This is a genomic window from Microbacterium sp. Beta (assembly GCF_005502545.1).
Taxonomy (GTDB): domain Bacteria; phylum Actinomycetota; class Actinomycetes; order Actinomycetales; family Microbacteriaceae; genus Microbacterium; species Microbacterium oxydans.
The window spans coordinates 26,715-42,193 of sequence record NZ_SCOG01000005.1; the positions used below are offsets into that span (position 1 = coordinate 26,715).

The 15,479-nt window shown below is 68.4% G+C and carries 20 protein-coding genes; 6 read left to right on the forward strand and 14 right to left on the reverse strand.

The window, feature by feature from the left end; all coding sequences use genetic code 11:
* Nucleotides 1–9: 9 nt before the first annotated feature.
* Nucleotides 10–750, reverse strand: a complete 741-nt coding sequence (locus FFS56_RS06920; RefSeq protein WP_127012875.1) for an alpha/beta hydrolase — start codon at nt 748–750, stop codon at nt 10–12.
* A 73-nt stretch (nt 751–823) separates the two neighbouring features.
* Between FFS56_RS06920 and FFS56_RS06925 the strand changes: the two genes are divergently transcribed.
* The gene (locus FFS56_RS06925; RefSeq protein ID WP_046748527.1) at nt 824–1,522 is read left to right on the forward strand and encodes a WYL domain-containing protein; all 699 of its coding nucleotides are present in this window, start codon (nt 824–826) and stop codon (nt 1,520–1,522) included.
* 71 nt (nt 1,523–1,593) lie between these two features.
* Here FFS56_RS06925 and rplI read toward each other — a convergent pair whose 3' ends face one another.
* From rplI to rpsF, 4 genes are all read right to left on the reverse strand, one after another.
* On the reverse strand, nt 1,594–2,046 hold the full coding sequence (gene rplI, locus FFS56_RS06930) for a 50S ribosomal protein L9 (protein WP_045262454.1): 453 nt from the start codon (nt 2,044–2,046) through the stop codon (nt 1,594–1,596).
* Between the two features lie 11 nt (nt 2,047–2,057).
* Nucleotides 2,058–2,312 carry a 30S ribosomal protein S18 gene (gene rpsR / locus FFS56_RS06935; protein ID WP_017829850.1) on the reverse strand — a complete coding sequence of 85 codons (255 nt, stop codon included), beginning with the start codon at nt 2,310–2,312 and terminating at the stop codon, nt 2,058–2,060.
* Nucleotides 2,313–2,389: 77 nt separating this feature from the next.
* Nucleotides 2,390–2,902 carry a single-stranded DNA-binding protein gene (locus FFS56_RS06940; protein WP_045262453.1) on the reverse strand — a complete coding sequence of 171 codons (513 nt, stop codon included), beginning with the start codon at nt 2,900–2,902 and terminating at the stop codon, nt 2,390–2,392.
* 5 nt (nt 2,903–2,907) lie between these two features.
* Complete coding sequence (gene rpsF, locus FFS56_RS06945) at nt 2,908–3,276, reverse strand: 30S ribosomal protein S6 (RefSeq protein WP_021201450.1); 369 nt, start codon at nt 3,274–3,276, stop codon at nt 2,908–2,910.
* A gap of 255 nt (nt 3,277–3,531) precedes the next feature.
* Here rpsF and FFS56_RS06950 point away from each other — a divergent pair, with 255 nt between their 5' ends.
* Nucleotides 3,532–4,236: a hypothetical protein gene (locus FFS56_RS06950; protein WP_227751218.1), complete on the forward strand. Its 705-nt coding sequence runs from the start codon at nt 3,532–3,534 to the stop codon at nt 4,234–4,236.
* Between the two features lie 145 nt (nt 4,237–4,381).
* Here the strand turns inward: FFS56_RS06950 and FFS56_RS06955 are convergent, their stop codons facing one another.
* The 5 genes from FFS56_RS06955 to FFS56_RS06975 are packed head-to-tail and all read right to left on the reverse strand — an operon-like array spanning nt 4,382 to nt 9,596.
* Nucleotides 4,382–5,221, reverse strand: a complete 840-nt coding sequence (locus FFS56_RS06955; RefSeq protein WP_127012876.1) for an ATP-binding cassette domain-containing protein — start codon at nt 5,219–5,221, stop codon at nt 4,382–4,384.
* Entirely contained in the window at nt 5,214–6,035 is an 822-nt protein-coding gene (locus FFS56_RS06960; RefSeq protein WP_046748523.1) for an ABC transporter ATP-binding protein, read from the reverse strand. Before FFS56_RS06960 ends, FFS56_RS06955 begins: the two co-directional genes overlap by 8 nt.
* Nucleotides 6,032–6,943, reverse strand: coding sequence for an ABC transporter permease (locus tag FFS56_RS06965; RefSeq protein WP_017203805.1), 912 nt, complete (start codon nt 6,941–6,943; stop codon nt 6,032–6,034). The genes FFS56_RS06960 and FFS56_RS06965 overlap by 4 nt, the downstream gene beginning before the upstream one ends.
* Nucleotides 6,940–8,001: an ABC transporter permease gene (locus FFS56_RS06970; RefSeq protein WP_127012877.1), complete on the reverse strand. Its 1,062-nt coding sequence runs from the start codon at nt 7,999–8,001 to the stop codon at nt 6,940–6,942. The genes FFS56_RS06965 and FFS56_RS06970 overlap by 4 nt, the downstream gene beginning before the upstream one ends.
* 11 nt (nt 8,002–8,012) lie before the next feature.
* Entirely contained in the window at nt 8,013–9,596 is a 1,584-nt protein-coding gene (locus FFS56_RS06975) for an ABC transporter substrate-binding protein (protein ID WP_046748521.1), read from the reverse strand.
* Between the two features lie 150 nt (nt 9,597–9,746).
* Between FFS56_RS06975 and FFS56_RS06980 the strand changes: the two genes are divergently transcribed.
* Nucleotides 9,747–10,337, forward strand: coding sequence for an Lrp/AsnC family transcriptional regulator (locus FFS56_RS06980; protein ID WP_267901532.1), 591 nt, complete (start codon nt 9,747–9,749; stop codon nt 10,335–10,337).
* Nucleotides 10,338–10,343: 6 nt separating this feature from the next.
* Here FFS56_RS06980 and FFS56_RS06985 read toward each other — a convergent pair whose 3' ends face one another.
* Genes FFS56_RS06985 through FFS56_RS06995 form a run of 3 tightly spaced genes read right to left on the reverse strand, consistent with a single transcriptional unit; the run spans nt 10,344 to nt 12,336 of the window.
* Nucleotides 10,344–10,700, reverse strand: a complete 357-nt coding sequence (locus FFS56_RS06985) for a hypothetical protein (protein ID WP_225855694.1) — start codon at nt 10,698–10,700, stop codon at nt 10,344–10,346.
* 23 nt (nt 10,701–10,723) lie between these two features.
* The gene (locus FFS56_RS06990; protein ID WP_127012878.1) at nt 10,724–11,329 is read right to left on the reverse strand and encodes a GNAT family N-acetyltransferase; all 606 of its coding nucleotides are present in this window, start codon (nt 11,327–11,329) and stop codon (nt 10,724–10,726) included.
* Complete coding sequence (locus tag FFS56_RS06995; protein WP_127012879.1) at nt 11,326–12,336, reverse strand: hypothetical protein; 1,011 nt, start codon at nt 12,334–12,336, stop codon at nt 11,326–11,328. The genes FFS56_RS06990 and FFS56_RS06995 overlap by 4 nt, the downstream gene beginning before the upstream one ends.
* Before the next feature lie 82 nt (nt 12,337–12,418).
* Between FFS56_RS06995 and FFS56_RS07000 the strand changes: the two genes are divergently transcribed.
* Nucleotides 12,419–13,387 (forward strand): hypothetical protein, encoded by a 969-nt coding sequence (locus FFS56_RS07000; RefSeq protein WP_127012880.1) that lies wholly within the window; start codon nt 12,419–12,421, stop codon nt 13,385–13,387.
* A 10-nt stretch (nt 13,388–13,397) separates the two neighbouring features.
* Entirely contained in the window at nt 13,398–14,477 is a 1,080-nt protein-coding gene (locus tag FFS56_RS07005; protein ID WP_127012881.1) for a hypothetical protein, read from the forward strand.
* 243 nt (nt 14,478–14,720) lie between these two features.
* Here FFS56_RS07005 and FFS56_RS07010 read toward each other — a convergent pair whose 3' ends face one another.
* A complete protein-coding gene (locus tag FFS56_RS07010; RefSeq protein WP_164734154.1) occupies nt 14,721–15,257 on the reverse strand; it encodes a TetR/AcrR family transcriptional regulator C-terminal domain-containing protein in 537 nt (178 codons plus the stop codon).
* Here FFS56_RS07010 and FFS56_RS20480 point away from each other — a divergent pair.
* Nucleotides 15,241–15,474 carry a hypothetical protein gene (locus tag FFS56_RS20480; protein WP_164734135.1) on the forward strand — a complete coding sequence of 78 codons (234 nt, stop codon included), beginning with the start codon at nt 15,241–15,243 and terminating at the stop codon, nt 15,472–15,474. The two genes, FFS56_RS07010 and FFS56_RS20480, sit on opposite strands and share 17 nt — an antisense overlap.
* Nucleotides 15,475–15,479 lie beyond the last annotated feature (5 nt).

A 15,479-nucleotide genomic window follows, 5' to 3' on the forward strand; every position in this document is an offset into this window, starting at 1 on the left:
CCGACTCGATCAGCTGGTCCGGGCGGCCGCCGCCCGGACCAGCTCGGCGAGGTCGCCCGGCCGGCTCCACATGGGCCAGTGCCCCGTGGGGAGGTCGATCATGTCGACGTCCTTCAGATGCGCGACCTCCGCGAACATCGGATGACCCGCTTGCGCCAGCTCCCGCACCTGCCCGCTCCGGATCGAGCAGCACACCAGGGTGGTGGGTACGGCACGACGGTCGTCGTTCACGAGCTCGACGGACTGGCGCAGCACGGGGCCCGGCTCGGGGACGGCCTGTTCACGGAAGCGGGCGAGCATCTCTGGGCTCAGGCCTTCCAGGCTCGCCTGCTGCCCGAGCACGTCGAAGGGCGGAAGGGGAAGCTCGTCCACGTCGTGCGGCAGGTCGGGCGCGAACACACTCCCGGATGCGAGCGGTCCCGAATCGACCCAGACGACGCGTGCGACCAGCTCAGGGTGCCGATCGAGGATCAGGCTGACCGGAGCATTCGCACCGCTGTGCGCGACGATCACTGCGCGCCGTTCCGCCGAAGCCCCGAGTCGGGCGAGCTCCTCGCGTATCGCCTCCGTCTGGTCGTCGAGAGTCCTCGCGGCGCGGTCGGGGTCGTCCGCGTCGAGGCCGGGCAGCGTCATCGCGGACGCGCGAGTGCCGTCATCGTCCAGGTGTGGGAGGACCTCGTCCCACGCCCAAGCCCCCAGCCAATGTCCGGCGATGAGAAGGATGGTCGGGCTGCTCTTCGTGTGTGTCATGCCACCAGCCTGCGCTGCACGGCAGACAGGTGTGTGTCACTATCTATGTCATGAATTCTGTGATGGTCCGCCCGTGAAACGTGCGGAGCGACTGCATGCCCTGTCGGAGATGCTGCGCCGCAGCGGTTCGCGGGGCGTGTCGGCCGAGCGTCTGGCGCGCGAGTTCGAGGTCTCCGTGCGCACCGTCAAGCGCGACCTGGCCGCTCTCGGGCGCAGCGGCGCGCCGCTGTGGTCACGCCCCGGCCCGGGTGGGGGCTACGGGCTGGCGGCGGGCGCGTCCCTGCCACCCGTAACGCTCTCCCCCGCGCAGGCCGTGGCCCTGATGGCGGCCGTGTCGGCGAGCCCGGATGCCCCGTACGGCGATCTGGCCGCAGCCGCCGTGAGCAAGATCATCGACGTCCTCGACCCGCGCACCCGCGCCGGTGCGGACGAGCTCGCCCACCGCGTCTGGGTCGACGCACCCCCGTCGCCGTCGCGCGCGGTCCGGTCGGCGCTGGAGGAGGCGATGTCGGAGCAGCGCGTCGTGCGCATCCGCTACACCTCGGGAGACGGCGTCGCGACCACCCGAGACGTCGAACCCGTGTTGTTCGCCTCCACAGGTGGGCGGTGGTACCTGGTCGGCTGGTGTCGACTGCGCGATGCCATCCGGTGGTTCGCCGTCTCGCGCGTCGAACGAGCGAGCGTGACAGCGGCGGCCTGCACCGGCCACACCGTCGACGAGGTCGGAGATCCCCCGGCGAACGCCAGACCCGTGCACGGCCGCGACCTCTGAGGCGGCGTTCCCTCATCCGAGGACGCAGAAAGCCCCCCGTCCCGAAGAACAGGGGGCTTTGCCGCGTGTGCTTACTTGGCGGCGATGACCTGCAGCGTGATGACTGCGGTGACATCGTCGTGCAGACGCACGGTCGCCTCGTGCTCACCGGTCACCTTGATCGGCGACGGGATGTGCACCTTGCGCTTGTCGATCGAACCCAGGCCCGCGGCTGCGACAGCATCCGCGACGTGGTCGGTCTTGACGGAGCCGAAGAGACGACCCTCCTTGCCGGCCTTGACCGTGAGGCGCACCTTGGTGCCCTCGAGAGCGTTCTTCAGTGCGACAGCGTCGTCACGATCGTGGATCGCGCGTGCCTGACGCGCGGCCTGGATCGAAGCGACCTGCTTTTCGCCACCGCGGGTCCACGCCGTAGCGAAGCCCTGCGGGATGAGGAAGTTACGGGCGTACCCGTTCTTGACCTCGACCACGTCACCGGCGCTACCGAGCCCGGCGACCTCGTTCGTGAGAATCAGCTTTGCCATCTCGATACCCCTTACCGGCCGGCGCCAGCGTAGGGCAGGAGCGCCATTTCGCGCGCGTTCTTGATCGCCGTGGCGATCAGACGCTGCTCCTGCACCGAGACACCGGTGATACGACGGGCGCGGATCTTGCCGCGCTCCGAGACGAACTTGCGAAGGGTGGCGACATCCTTGTAATCGATGACACCGACCCGGATGGACTTCGCGGGAGCGGTGGGCTTGCCACCCTTCCGCGGCTTGCGGCGGTCGCCGCTCGACTTTCCAGCCATAGTTTTTCCTTAGTGATGAGCGGCCCTTCGACGAGCTCAGGGACCCAGGGGTCCAGCTCAGGGCCAGAGAAGTGTTTTCAGAACGGGGTGTCGTCGCCGAAGCTGCCCGGAGTGCTCCAGGCATCGGCACTGGTCGACGAGCCGGGCGTGGACCACGGCTCCTCCGACACCTGCTGCTGCGCGGGGCGAGACTGTCCACCGCCACCGCCGCCGGCACCGCCGGTCGAGGCCGCACGGGTGACCTGCGCGGTCGCGTACCGGAGCGAGGGGCCGATCTCGTCGACCTCCAGCTCGATCGCGGTGCGCTGGTTGCCCTCGCGGTCCTGGTAGGAGCGCTGACGCAGACGGCCCTGCGCGATGACGCGCATGCCCTTCGTCAGCGAACCTGCCACATGCTCGGCGAACTCGCGCCAGACGGATGCACGGAGGAACAGCGCGTCGCCGTCCTTCCACTCATTCGCGGCACGGTCGAAGTTCCGAGGCGTCGATGCGATGGTGAAGTTCGCCACCGGCAGCCCGTTCTGCGTGTAGCGCAGCTCGGGGTCGGCCGTGAGGTTTCCCACCACGGTGATGACGGTTTCGCCGGCCATGAGACTTAGGCCTTCGCAGCCTTGGCGGCCTTGCGGGCAGCCTTCTCTTCGGAGCGCTTGGCCTCGGAAGCGATCATCGCCTGAGCCTCTTCAGCGCGGAGCACCTTGGTGCGCATGATCTGCTCGTTCAGCTTCAGCTGACGGTCGAGCTCCTGCGTGGCGGCACTGGTCGCGGTGAAGTTGACGACGGCGTAGATGCCCTCGGTCTTCTTCTGGATCTCGTAGGCGAGACGGCGCTTGCCCCAGATGTCGACGTTCTCGATAGAGCCACCATCGTTGGTGATGACCTTCAGGAACTTGTCGAGCGTAGGTGCGACCTGGCGCTCGTCGATCTCGGGGGTCAGAATGACCATGAGTTCGTACTGGTGCGTCACTTACCCACCTCCTTCGGACTAGAACGGCTCTCGGGAATTTCCCGGGAGCAGGAGGGTGTGTGCACGTGCCCGCCTCTGGAATCCCGAATGGACGCCGCAAGGCAGACAACCTCGACAGTCTAGCGGAAGAGCGGTGCGGGCGCGAACAAGACCCCGACACAGCGGTCGGTGGTGACGGGAACTCCTGGGGTGTTTGGCATGCTGGAAAGAGTGCCCGATGACGGTCATCGGGCGTTCGACCAGAGGGGGGACGCGATGCGCGTCAACAAATGGGGGGTCGGCGTCGTGCTCGCCGCCGCCGTGCTGCTCACCGGATGCACCGGAAGCGGATCGGACTCGACCGCCGAGAAGAAGCCCAGTGCCGGAGCCTCGCAGGAGGCGGAAGCACCGCAGGCGGACTGCCCCGAGTTGAAGGAGGGCACGACCATCGACGGTGCCACTCTCGCGGAGTGCGTCACGGCCGCCATGACCGACACCGCCGGGTTCTCCGCGAAGATGACGACCCTGGGCATGGAGTCGACCACGCGCTACAACCCGGCCGACGACGCGGTCGAGACCACCACCACGTTCGGGTCGGTCATCGTGATCGGCGATGACGCGTGGGTCAAGTCCGCGACGGGCGAGTGGCAGGTCGCCGACGAGAACTCGACCGACCAGGAGATCAGCACGCTCAGCACGGCCGCGAAGGCCGTCGACGCGTCCGACCCGATGGGCGTGGCCGACACGCTGTCCGGCGAGTACACCGTCACCGGTAAAGGCACGCGTCTGGGCCAGGACGTGTTCCTCCTCACCGGCACCTCGGAGGCGCAGGGCACCAGCGTCGCGATGGTCTTCGAGGTCACGAGCGATTACGCGGTGCTCGCCGCCAACGCCTCCACCGAGGTCGAGGGCCAGAAGATCGAGAGCATCCAGGAAGTCACCGAGTGGGACGTGAAGCAGGACATCGTCGCACCACTCTGACATCCGCGCGCTCTGCATCCGCAGGAGCTGCATCCGCAGGGCCGAAGGCGAAAACGGAGACGATCCCTTCACAGCGCGGAGTGTCGCACCTCGACACTCCGCCCAAGGGAGGGGTCGTCTCCGTTTTCGCAGGAGGCACCGCGGGTCAGTACGCGACCGGGGGAACCTCCGCCCACACGGTGCGGTCGTCGACCGTGGGGGCGGCAGGGATGCGCCCGGCGCCGTCGGGCTCGGGGATCGCCGCCAGGAGCGCCTGCGTATAAGGATGCCTCGGCGCGGCCCAGAGCTGATCCGTCGGACCCGACTCGAGCACGCGACCGCCGAACATCACGAACGTGCGGTCGGCGATGCGGCGCACCACGGCGAGGTCGTGCGAGATGAACAGCATGCCCGCGCCGGACTCGGCCACCAGGTCGCGCATCAGGCCGGCGACACTCGTCTGGGTCGAGGCGTCGAGCGCCGAGATCGGCTCATCGGCCACGAGCAGCGAAGGCCGAGCCGCCAGCGCCCTCGCGATCGCGATGCGCTGCTTCTGCCCGCCCGAGAACTGGTGCGGGAAGCGGGTGCTCACATTCGTCGGCAGGCCGACGCGCTCGAGCCACTCCTCGACCGTGGACCCTTCGGCACCCCGCGCCTTGGCGGTGGCGATCCCGTCGGCGATCTGGTCACCGACCCGGCGCCGGGGGTTCAGCGAGGTCGCCGGGTCCTGGAACACCATCTGGATGCCGGTGAGCGCGAGCCCCCGCCGCCGGATGCCGAGCGGGGCGACCGGAGCATCCCGGAAGAGCACGGTCCCCGCGGCGATCTTCTCGATGCCGACCACGGCTCGGGCGAGGCTGGACTTGCCGCTGCCGGACTCACCGACCAGAGCGACGGTCTCGCCCGCTGCGACACTGATCGACACACCGTTCACGGCGATCACCGGCGGGTTGCCCGGGTAGCGCACGACCACGTCCTGCGCGTCGAGGACAGCGACCTCACTCATCTGCGGCCTGCCCTTCCGGTGCCTCATCGATGCGCGAACCCGGGAGGGCCGCGAGCAGCATGCGCGTGTACTCGTGCTGCGGATCGCGGAACAGGGTCTCGCGATCGGCGAGCTCCACGATCCGGCCGTCCTTCATCACGGCCACCGTGTCGGCGATCGCGCTCATCACGCCGAGGTCGTGCGTCACGAGGAGCACTGCCAGGTTCCGCTCCACGGCGAGGTCTCGCAGCAGCTGGAGGATCCCCGCCTGCACGGTCACGTCGAGCGCGGTGGTGGGCTCATCCGCCAGCAGCACCTCGGGGTCACAGGCGAGGGCGCAGGCGATCGCGATGCGCTGACGCTGGCCGCCGGAGAACTGGTGCGGATACCGTTTCAGCGCCTCCGTCGGATTGGGCACCTGCACGGTCTCGAGCAGTTCGACGGCGCGTGCCCGCGCCGCCGCACCCTTGAGCCCGAGATGCACGCGCATGTGGTCGGTGAGTTGACGACCGACGGGCAGCTGCGGGTGCAGCGACGCCGACGGGTCCTGAAACACCATGGCGATCCGCTTGCCACGCACCGTGTTGAGGGAGCGGCGCTTCAGGCCCACCAGCTCCTCCCCCGCGAGCAGGATCGATCCCCCGACGCGCGCCTGACGCGGCAGCAGCCCGAGCACGGCGAGCGAGGTGAGCGTCTTGCCCGACCCCGACTCGCCGGCGAGACCGTGGATACGGCCGGCCTCGAGCTCGAGCGAGACGCCCTTCACGAGCGGGCGTCCGATGTCGATGGTCAGATCACGGATGCTGAGGGACGAGTTTCCCTGCGCCGAGGTCATGCCGCCACCCCCGTCGCTGACGCCTTGTGCTCCGCGGCCTTCTCATGCGTGATCTCGGCCGTCGGGTCGAGCACATCGCGCATCGCATCTCCGAGGAAGTTGAACGCCAGCACGACCGTGAGGATCGCGAGGCCCGGGAAGACGCCCAGCCACCAGGCGTCGAAGTTCTGCATCGCACCGGAGATCATCGAGCCCCATTCCGCAGTCGGCGGCTGGGCGCCGAGGCCCAGGAAGGAGAGTCCCGAGAGGAGCAGGATCGCCGCACCGATGTCGAGCGTCGCGAGCACCAGAACCGGACCGGCGATGTTCGGGAGGATGTCGACGAACAGCGTGCGAGCCGGCGAGTGGCCGAGCAGGCGACCGGCGATCACGTAGTTCTGCCCGCGCAGGCCCAGCACGATGCTGCGGGTGACGCGGGAGTACTGCGGCCACGACACCACGATCGCCGCGATCACGGCGTTGAACAGCGATGGCCCGAGGGAGGCGGCCACCACCATCGCGAGGATCACGGTCGGGAACGCCATGAACAGATCGGTGATGCGCATGAGGGTCTCGTCGACCCAGCCGCCGAAGTATCCGGCGAGCGCGCCGATGAGCGTGCCGATGATCATGGCGGCGATCACGAGCATGAGCGCGAGCGGAAGGCTCACGGTGGCGCCGGTCATCAGACGCGAGAAGATGTCGCGGCCGTTGCCGTCGGTGCCGAGAAGCGTGTCGATGCCCGGCGCCTGCAGTCGAGGGAGCACCTGCGCGTTCGGCGGGTACGGCACCCACCACTGCGCGGTGAAGGCGACGATGATCCACGCACCGGCGATCACGGTGCCGATGATGCCGAGCGGGGTGCGCCAGGCACGCGGCCAGCGGAAACGGAAGCGTCCGGCAGGGGTCGCTGCGGCGATGCGGCTCATGCGATCCTCACTCTCGGGTCGAGCACGCCGTAGAGCAGGTCGACGATGAAGTTGATGAGGAGGTAGATGACGCCGACTACGAGACCGACGCCCATGATGCCGGGCAGGTCGAGGTTCGCGGCGGAGTTGTAGGCGTAGGTTCCCAGACCCGGCCACGCGAACACCGACTCGACGAGCACCGTGCCGGAGAGCAGGGCACCGAACGCGACGCCCACCACCGTGAGGATCGGTAGCGAGGCTCCGCGCAGCACGTAGTCGAGGATGACGCGCATGGCCGGGAGCCCCTTGGCGCGGGCGGCTCGCACGTAGTCGCTGCCGAGCACCTCGAGCACCGAGGTGCGGATGAAGCGGGTCAGCAGTCCGATGGTCACGAGTGAGAGCACCATGACCGGAAGAGCCAGGTGAGCGAGCGCGTCGAAGAACCCGACCGCGTCGCCGTTCACGAGGTAGTCGACCGTGTAGAGCCCGGTCACCCGCGGCGGCGGCGTGATCGAGGGCGAGATACGGCCGGAGCCCGGCGCGATGCGCAGCTCGAGGAAGAAGACATAGAAGCTGACGAGCGCCAGCCAGAAGGTCGGCACGCTCAGGCCGACCAGGGTGACCACGCGGATGACCTGGTCGGTGACGAGTCCGCGGCGGTAGGCCGCAAGCGTGCCGAGCACGATGCTGACCGCGAGGCTGACGATGATCGCCCCGATCGCGATCTCGATCGTCGCGGGAACGGCGGTGGCGAGGTCGCTGGTGACCGGGCGTCCGGTCACCAGCGACGTGCCGAGGTCTCCGCGCAGGAGGTTCCCCATATAGATGAAGTACTGCACGAACAGTGGCTGGTCGAGTCCGTTCGCCTTGATGAACGCCTCGCGCGTCGCGGGGTTCTGCGACGCGCCCTCACCGAGCGCTGCCGAGACCGGGTCTCCCGGCACCAGGTTGGTGAGCGCGAAGGTGACGATCGTCACGCCCACCAGCAGGAGCAGGGAGGTGCCGGCCCGCCGCAGCAGGTACCCGACGAGAGGCGAGCGGCGCCGCTGCGCCTGCCTCTGCACGGCCACTGTCGTCATGAGTCGTCCGATCAGCCGGCGGGCGTGATCTCGGCGATGTCCATCTCCCACACGGAGTTGTACACGGCGCCCTTCACGCTGTCGGCAGACGAGATGTTGCGACCGGGGACGATGAGCGGGACGAAGGGACCCTCGGCCTGCATCGCCTCGGCGAACGCGGTGAACGCGGACGTGCGCTGCTCGGAGTCGGTCGCTGCGGCAGCACCGGCGGCGATGCCCGCGATCTCCGGGTTGGCCTCGGCGGCCCAGCCGGCACGGAGGCCGACCTTCAGACCCGGAGCGAAGGGCAGGAAGTTCGCCGAGTCGGCGTAGTCCGGGCCCCAGAACCACAGGCCGAAGCCCTCGGTGCCGTTGACGTAGGCGTCGAGCTCGGTCGCGAACGGCGCGGGGGCGAGGTCGACCGTGATGCCGGCGTCTTCGAGCTGGGCCTGCACGCGCTCGGCGAGGGGGGTGAACTCCACGCCGCCGACCGGGTAGTCGTTCGGGAACTGCAGCTTGAGCGTCTGCCCCGTGTATCCGGCCTCGGCGAGTGCGGCCTTGGCCTTGGTGAGGTCCTGCTTCACACCGCTGTCGAGCGCGCCCTCGAACCCGGGAGGGATGACGCCGGTCGCCTGGACGGAGCCGGCACCGGCCAGCTCCAGCAGTGCGTCGTAGTCGAGTGCGTAGCGGATCGCCTCGGCGATCTTGACGTTCGCCAGGTCGCCGCCGGCGGCACCCTGATTCAGCAGCAGGAAGATGGTCTGACCGGAAGGAACGGAGTCGACGGTGATGTCGTCGCCGAGACCGGCGACCTGGTCGCCGTTCAGGTCCATCGCAACCATCGAGTCGCCGCCCTTGAGGTTGGCGAGCTGCGTCGCGCTCTCGGAGACGTTGCGCACGACGACGCGCTTGTAGTCCGTCGCCTCGTCGCCGTTGTACTCGTCGTTCTTGGTGAGCACGACCTGCGAGCTGAGGTCGAGGGTGTCGAGCACGAACGGTCCGGAGCCGGCGGATGCGCCGTCGAGGAACTTCTGCGCCGAGTCGGTGCCGTCGGTCGCGCCGCCGTTCTCGATCACGACATCGGAGTTGACGATGCCGAGTGCCGGGTTCGCGAGGATCGCGGGCAGCTGCAGCAGCGGGGTCTCAGACGTGAACTGGATCGTCTTGTCGTCGACCTCGGTGATGGTCAGGCCGCCGAGGAGGAAGTTGGGCTTGGCGTCTTCCATGCCCTGGATGCGCTGCAGCGAGAACACGACGTCCTTCGCCTCGATGGGCGAGCCGTCGGAGAAGACGCGGTCACCCTCGAGGGTGAAGGTGAACTCGGTCGCCTCGTCGTTCTGCTCCCACGACGCGAGGCCCGGAACCGGGGTGGAGACGTCGGAGCCCTCGAAGTCGACGAGGGTCTCGTAGAGCGCCTTGGCGATCATGTTGCCGGTCGGGTCGTAGGTGTGACCCGGGTCGGTGGTCTCGATCGAGAACGCGGTGTCGATGACGAGGGAGTCGGAGCTCCCGGAAGACCCGCCGTTGTTCGCCGAGTTCCCTCCCGAGCAACCTGCGAGCGCGAGGAGCGCGACGGCTCCGAGCGCGATGACCGGGGTGATACGGCGTGACGACATGAGGGCCTCCAAGGGCGAGGAGTACATTCGGGTGAGCCGCCACCGATGTGGACGACCGTGGATCAGATTCGCATCATATGCGACGATGTGTCCAGCAAGAGCGGGTCACCTCGGCACGCTCTGTCCAGAACCTCGATTGTGGGTAACAATATGTCCAGCAAGAATGCGGAAGAGTCGAAGCATTCTGGACGAAGTGCCGCACCCTTGGACGAGACGGCGTACAGAATCCTCGAAGTGCTCCGTGATAACGGTCGTGTCTCGATCGCCGCCCTCGCCGACAAGGTCGGCATCTCTCGCGCGAACGCCTACACCCGCGTCGAGTCGCTCGTGCACGAGGGGGTGATCACCGGCTTCAGTGCCCGCGTGGATCAGGCGAGGGCCGGGCTGTCGATCGGGGCGCTCGTGTTCGTCACGGTGATGCCGCAGGCGTGGGCGTCGTTCCGCGAACGCGTGACGGAGATGCCGGACGTCGAATGGTGCGCCATCACGACGGGCGAGCACGATGCGATGCTCCTCATCCGGGCCGTCGATGTCAGCGGCGTGCACGAGTTCTCCACCGGGGTGATCGCCCAGCTGCCCGAGGTGCGTACGGTGGTCAGCGTCGTCGTGCTCGACGAGGTGATCCGTCGCCCCTACCTGCTGCCGGGCGACCTTCCGGAACGGAGCAGCGTCACCGCGCCACTGGGCATGACGCGGTGGACGCCCGCCTCGCCGGGGCGCGACACGCTTCCGCCGCGCTGACCCGCGTCAGGCCGAGATCTCCTCGCACACGCTCAGCTGCGGCAGACCGTGCATCTCGTAGTGCTCGACGAGACGGATGCCTCCGTCGTCGGTCAGCTCCAGTTCGCTCTCGCCGTCGCCGGTCACGACCGTGCCGTCGCTCTTGAGCACATGGACGAACGACACCCAGATCGTGTCGCCCGTGCGGGTGCCGACGAACTTGCCGAAGGTGACCGTGTCGCCCTCGTACCCGCCCCAGATCGCGCCGTCGCGTTCGAAGTACTCGAAGATGCTCGGGGATTCCGGGTCGACCGCCGAGGTCGTGGACGACACCATCCGGAATCGGCGGCCGTCGAGGGAGGGAAGGGTTGCAGTCGCAGTCACATCCTCGATTATGGAGGATGCCGTCAGGCGTCTGCCGCCGCGGAGCGCTCGCGCCACTCGTGCTCGAGCAGCGCGTAGATGAGCAGTGTGGTCCATTCGCCCTTGAACCACTCGCTCTCCACCAGCCGTGCCTCGTGGCGGAATCCGAGCCTTTCGGCCACGCGGGCGGACGAGATGTTGCGCTCGTCCATCCGTGCGACGATGCGATGCAGGCCGAGCCCGTCGAAGCCGAGGGCGAGCAGGGCGTGGACCGCTTCGGTCGCGTAGCCTCGCCCGGCGGCGCGCGGGTCGAAGATGTACCCGACCTCGCCGGATCGGTCGGTCTCGCTGCGCCAGAACAGCACCACGTCTCCGATGAGCGATCCCGTCTCACGGTCCTCGACCGCGAGACACACGGCATCGCCCTCGGCCGCGAATCGTGTGTTCGCCCAGGTGGTGGCGATGCGCTCCTCGACGTCGGCGAGCTGCAGCGGTGGGTAGGGCACGTAGCGCACGGCGTCCGGATCCGACTTGTACGCGTGCATCGCGATCGCATCCGAGGGTGCGATCGGGCGGAGGAGCAAGCGCTCCGTGACGATCGGGTACTCGGGGTCGTGTCCCACCGGCGGCACGGTCGATCCGGTCGTCATTCGAGGTCCAAGGAGAGCAGACCGGGCACGTGGGCGGTCCTGGCACGCACCACGAACAGCAGGTCGTCGTACTCCGGCACGATCTCCACGCGAGAGGACGCCAGTAGGTGGGTGCTGGTGCCGCCCGTTCGCTGCAGTCGGAGCCTTCTGACCGGGTAAGCGGGCGGAGTGAGCCAGATGCGATCGAGTTGGGCGTACGAGGTGTCGACGTCGTCGATCCGGATGCCCTGGACACCGACCGCGACCTGCGTGGGGATCGAACGCACCACGCGTCGGCGCTGCAGCGCTGCGATGCCGAACCCGACGGCGGCGAGCGCGGCGAACGGCGCGAGCAGGATGAGGGCGGAGAGCTCGCCGTCGAGGAATCCGGGAACGGCGGCGAGCAGGCCCACACCGACCGCGATCACGAGGAAGACGACCGCGGCGATCGTGATCCGAGCGGCGAGACGCCGCTCACCGGTGCCGTCGACGGTGAACTGCGTCGGCAGCTGCGACACCGCCCGCGCCGCAGCGACCGGATCGTCGAAGACGGGCAACGCGATCGGATTCAGTGTCGCCATGAGCTCGTTGAACATCGTCCGCGAGTACCCCGGCAACTCGATCGTGATCTCACGGCCGCCCGTCTGCACGATCAGGGCGCGCGTCGTGCCGCTCGGGAGTCCGTTGGTCCGATGCTCGGTGATCTTGGAGCGGAACTGCGTCGACGCGCGCGCGAACGTCTCACGGCTGCCGGCTTTCCCGATCTCGACCGCATCGGGACGCACCACGATCCGGATGTTGCGGAACCAGAAGAAGCCTGCGAACACCGCCACGGTGAGGGCGATCGCGACGACGAGCACCACCACGCCACGGGTGGAGATGTTCATGGTGCCCGGCAGGAACTTCGGCAGCACGAAGAGTGTCGCCGCCGACAGTGCAGCGGAGAGCAGGATCGCCCCGACGGCTGAGCGCAGCGGGTTCCGGCGGAACACCCGTTCACCGGACACAGCTTCAGCCTGATTCAGCATGCGAACCCTCCCCCACGGCGGTCACCCCGCGTGACGCGACTCCTACCGTAGTGGGCAGCAGTACGCCGGGTAGCGTGGTGGCATGGAGTGGATAACCGATCCCTCGGCGGGGGCATGGCTGCGTGAGCGGCTCGACGCGGGTTACGAGACCATGCACGGCGTCGTGCCTCGCGGGTATCCGGCGTACGCGCGCATCTTCCATCCCGCCATCGTCAGATCGCTGCCCGGACGACCGCTCCCGACGGCCGAAGAACTGGTGCGCCTGCCCGAGTCGGAGCAGCACGCGCTCATGGCCGAGTTCGTCGACGAGCAGGTCTCGTGGGCAGAGACGGCAGCGGCGTTCGGCACGGCTCTGCACCCGCTCGCACAGTGGCAGCGACTGGTGCGCACCCCGCCCGAGAGCGACTGGCGCACGAGGATGGCCCCCGACGGTCGCGATTTCTCCGCCCCGATGGAGGGCGAGCTGGACCCCGCGCACCTGGCAGCCATCGCCGCGCACCTCGTGGACCATACGCAGACCCCCGACTCCGGGTTCGCCGCGCTGTGGGAGGGACGAGGGGGACTGCTCGGTTTCTTCGGGATCACCCCCTCACGATCCTTCCTGGCGTTCTCGGACGACCCGAACCATCAGGCGATGCTCGACCGCAGCGCGCGCGACCCGTTCAACAACGTCTTCCGCAGGCCCACCTGGCAGGAGGGCATCCTGTCGAGGGAGATCTCCGAAGGCCCGAGGCTCGCACTGCCCGGCCGCGACCACGTGCTGTTCTCCGCACCCCCTCGCGCTTTCGCCGATCCGGAGTGGGTGCTGCAGGCGCCGTGGCGTGATCGCCCTGCCGAGGAGCACGGGTTCCCGCCCTCGGCGCAGAGCCCGAGCCTGCTGTGGCCGGAGGACCGCTCCTGGGTCATGGTCAGCGAGGTCGACTTCGACTCCACGATCGTGGCCGGCTCCCCCGCACTGGTCGAGGCGCTCTGCGCAGACGAGCGGCTGGAAGCCCTCCCCATCCCGGAAGGCGCCGACCTCACCTGGGGCGCCGACACGGTGAACAGCTGAGCGCCCGCCGATGAGCTTCGACGCCCGCCCCCTCACCGACCCCGTCGAGCCCGCGAAGGTGCGTGCCTTCGCGGCCGAGCTCCGTTCCCGACCCACCGGGGGACCTTCGGCCTCCACGATCATCGGGATCGTCGCCATCGCGACCGCCGCGGTCGTCCTGATCCCGACCCTCGTCGGCGTGGTGCTGAGCCTGGCGTCGTTCGGCGAGTCTCCCGCCGCCGCGGCGATCCCCCTCGTGCTGATCGCGCTGCTCCTGGCCGCGGTCGGGGTGATGATCTGGATGAGCGTCCGCAACGCGCGGATGCGGCGGTACCGGCTGCACGGCTTCGCCGAGGCGAACGGCATGACCTATGAGCCGAAGGTCGCCGACCCGCCCCTGCCCGGCATGATCTTCCACCTGGGGCGCGCACGGCAGGCGACTGATCTGATCAGGGGCGCCAGGCCGCGATTCGTCGAGTTCGGCAACTACCAGTACACGGTGCAGTCGGGGAAGAACTCCACGACCTATCGCTGGGGGTACGTGGCCGTGAAGCTCGATGTGCCGCTGCCCAACATCGTGCTCGACGCCAAGGGCAACAACGGATTCGGATCGAATCTGCCGGCGTCGTTCCAGAAGAGCCAACGGCTGTCGCTCGAAGGCGACTTCGACGAGCACTTCACGCTCTACTGCCCCCGCGGATACGAACGCGATGCGCTGTACCTGTTCACGCCCGACATCATGGCGCGGTTCATCGACAACGCCGCAGAGCTCGACGTGGAGATCGTCGACGACTGGCTGTTCCTGTACACGCAGCGCAAGGTCGCGACCCTCGACCCCGCCACCTGGGCCTGGTTGTTCGGCACCGTCGGAGCACTGCTGACGAAGTTCGATCAGTGGGCGCGGTGGCGCGACGAACGCCTCGCGGCCGAGACAGCGGCCACGGCGCTGCCGTCGACGCCCGCCCTCCCGTTCGCCCCACCCGCGGGCATGCTCATCCCACCACCGGGCGTCGCACCGCAGGGTCGTCGCCTGAAGCGGGGAGGGACGTGGATACCCGTCATCGTCCTGTTCGCGATCGTCGGGTTCTGGATCCTGAGCAGACTGAACTGAGCTGATGGCGCCGGAGCGGCGGTGGCGGAGAGCCCGAGTGTGGGGGTGGGTGCCGGCTGGGGACCGAGCTCCCACCCCATCCCCCCTCGGGATCGAAAAGAGATCCGCTCTCCCTCCGCATGACGGCTGAGCCGCCCCGCCCACGGTCAGCTGGGGACTGACGCTGCTGGGCGTATGCCCAAATGGTATACCGGCAGAGGTTGCAATATGTTGCGACTGAGACTCGACGTACCTGGCTTCGAGCTAGCGACGATCGTAGGCGGTCAAGACCAGGTCGACGGCCCTGGTCACCGGCTGCGCAGCGCCCTCCCCACCGAGAAGCCCGGCGTTCAGCGGCGCACCGACGACCAGCCAGGTGAACTCGCTCGCGAGGGCTTCCGCATCGTCGACGACCAGTCCGTGCGTATCGGAGAGTCCGGTCATCGCCTCAGCGAGATTGCGGATGTTGGTGTCCCAGCTCTGCGCCAGGTAATCTCGCGCGACCTCGGGATGAGCGGGGGCCTCAGCGACCACGAGGCGACGCATCGCCATGACCGGAGCGCTCAGCATTCCGGCGCGCATGGTCTCACCGAGCGTCACGAGCCCCGCCCGGATGTCGGGGTTCGCCTTCAGCGCTTCGAGAGCGGGTCGCATGGCGTCTCGCCCCGCGAGCGCCCAGTGTCGTACGACAGCCGCGTACAGAGCGGACTTCGAGTCGTGCTCCCGGTACAGCGACGCCTTCGAGATGCGCGCTCGCCTCGCCACCTCGTCCATGGACGCCGTCGTGCTTCGCAGCCTCATCGCCTCGTGCCTCGTGGCCGGTCTGATGCTCGCGGCCGGGTGGCACGGCATCGGCACCGGGGCCCTCCTCGGGCTGGCTTTGAGCGCGCTCCCCCTCACCCTGCTCATGGGCGGTGTCGTACACGAGGGCACCGCACCCTCCGCGGCGGGCATCCACCTGCTCGATTGGACCCTCAAACTCGTCATCATCGGGGCGATCGTCGGATCGTTCCTCTGATCCAG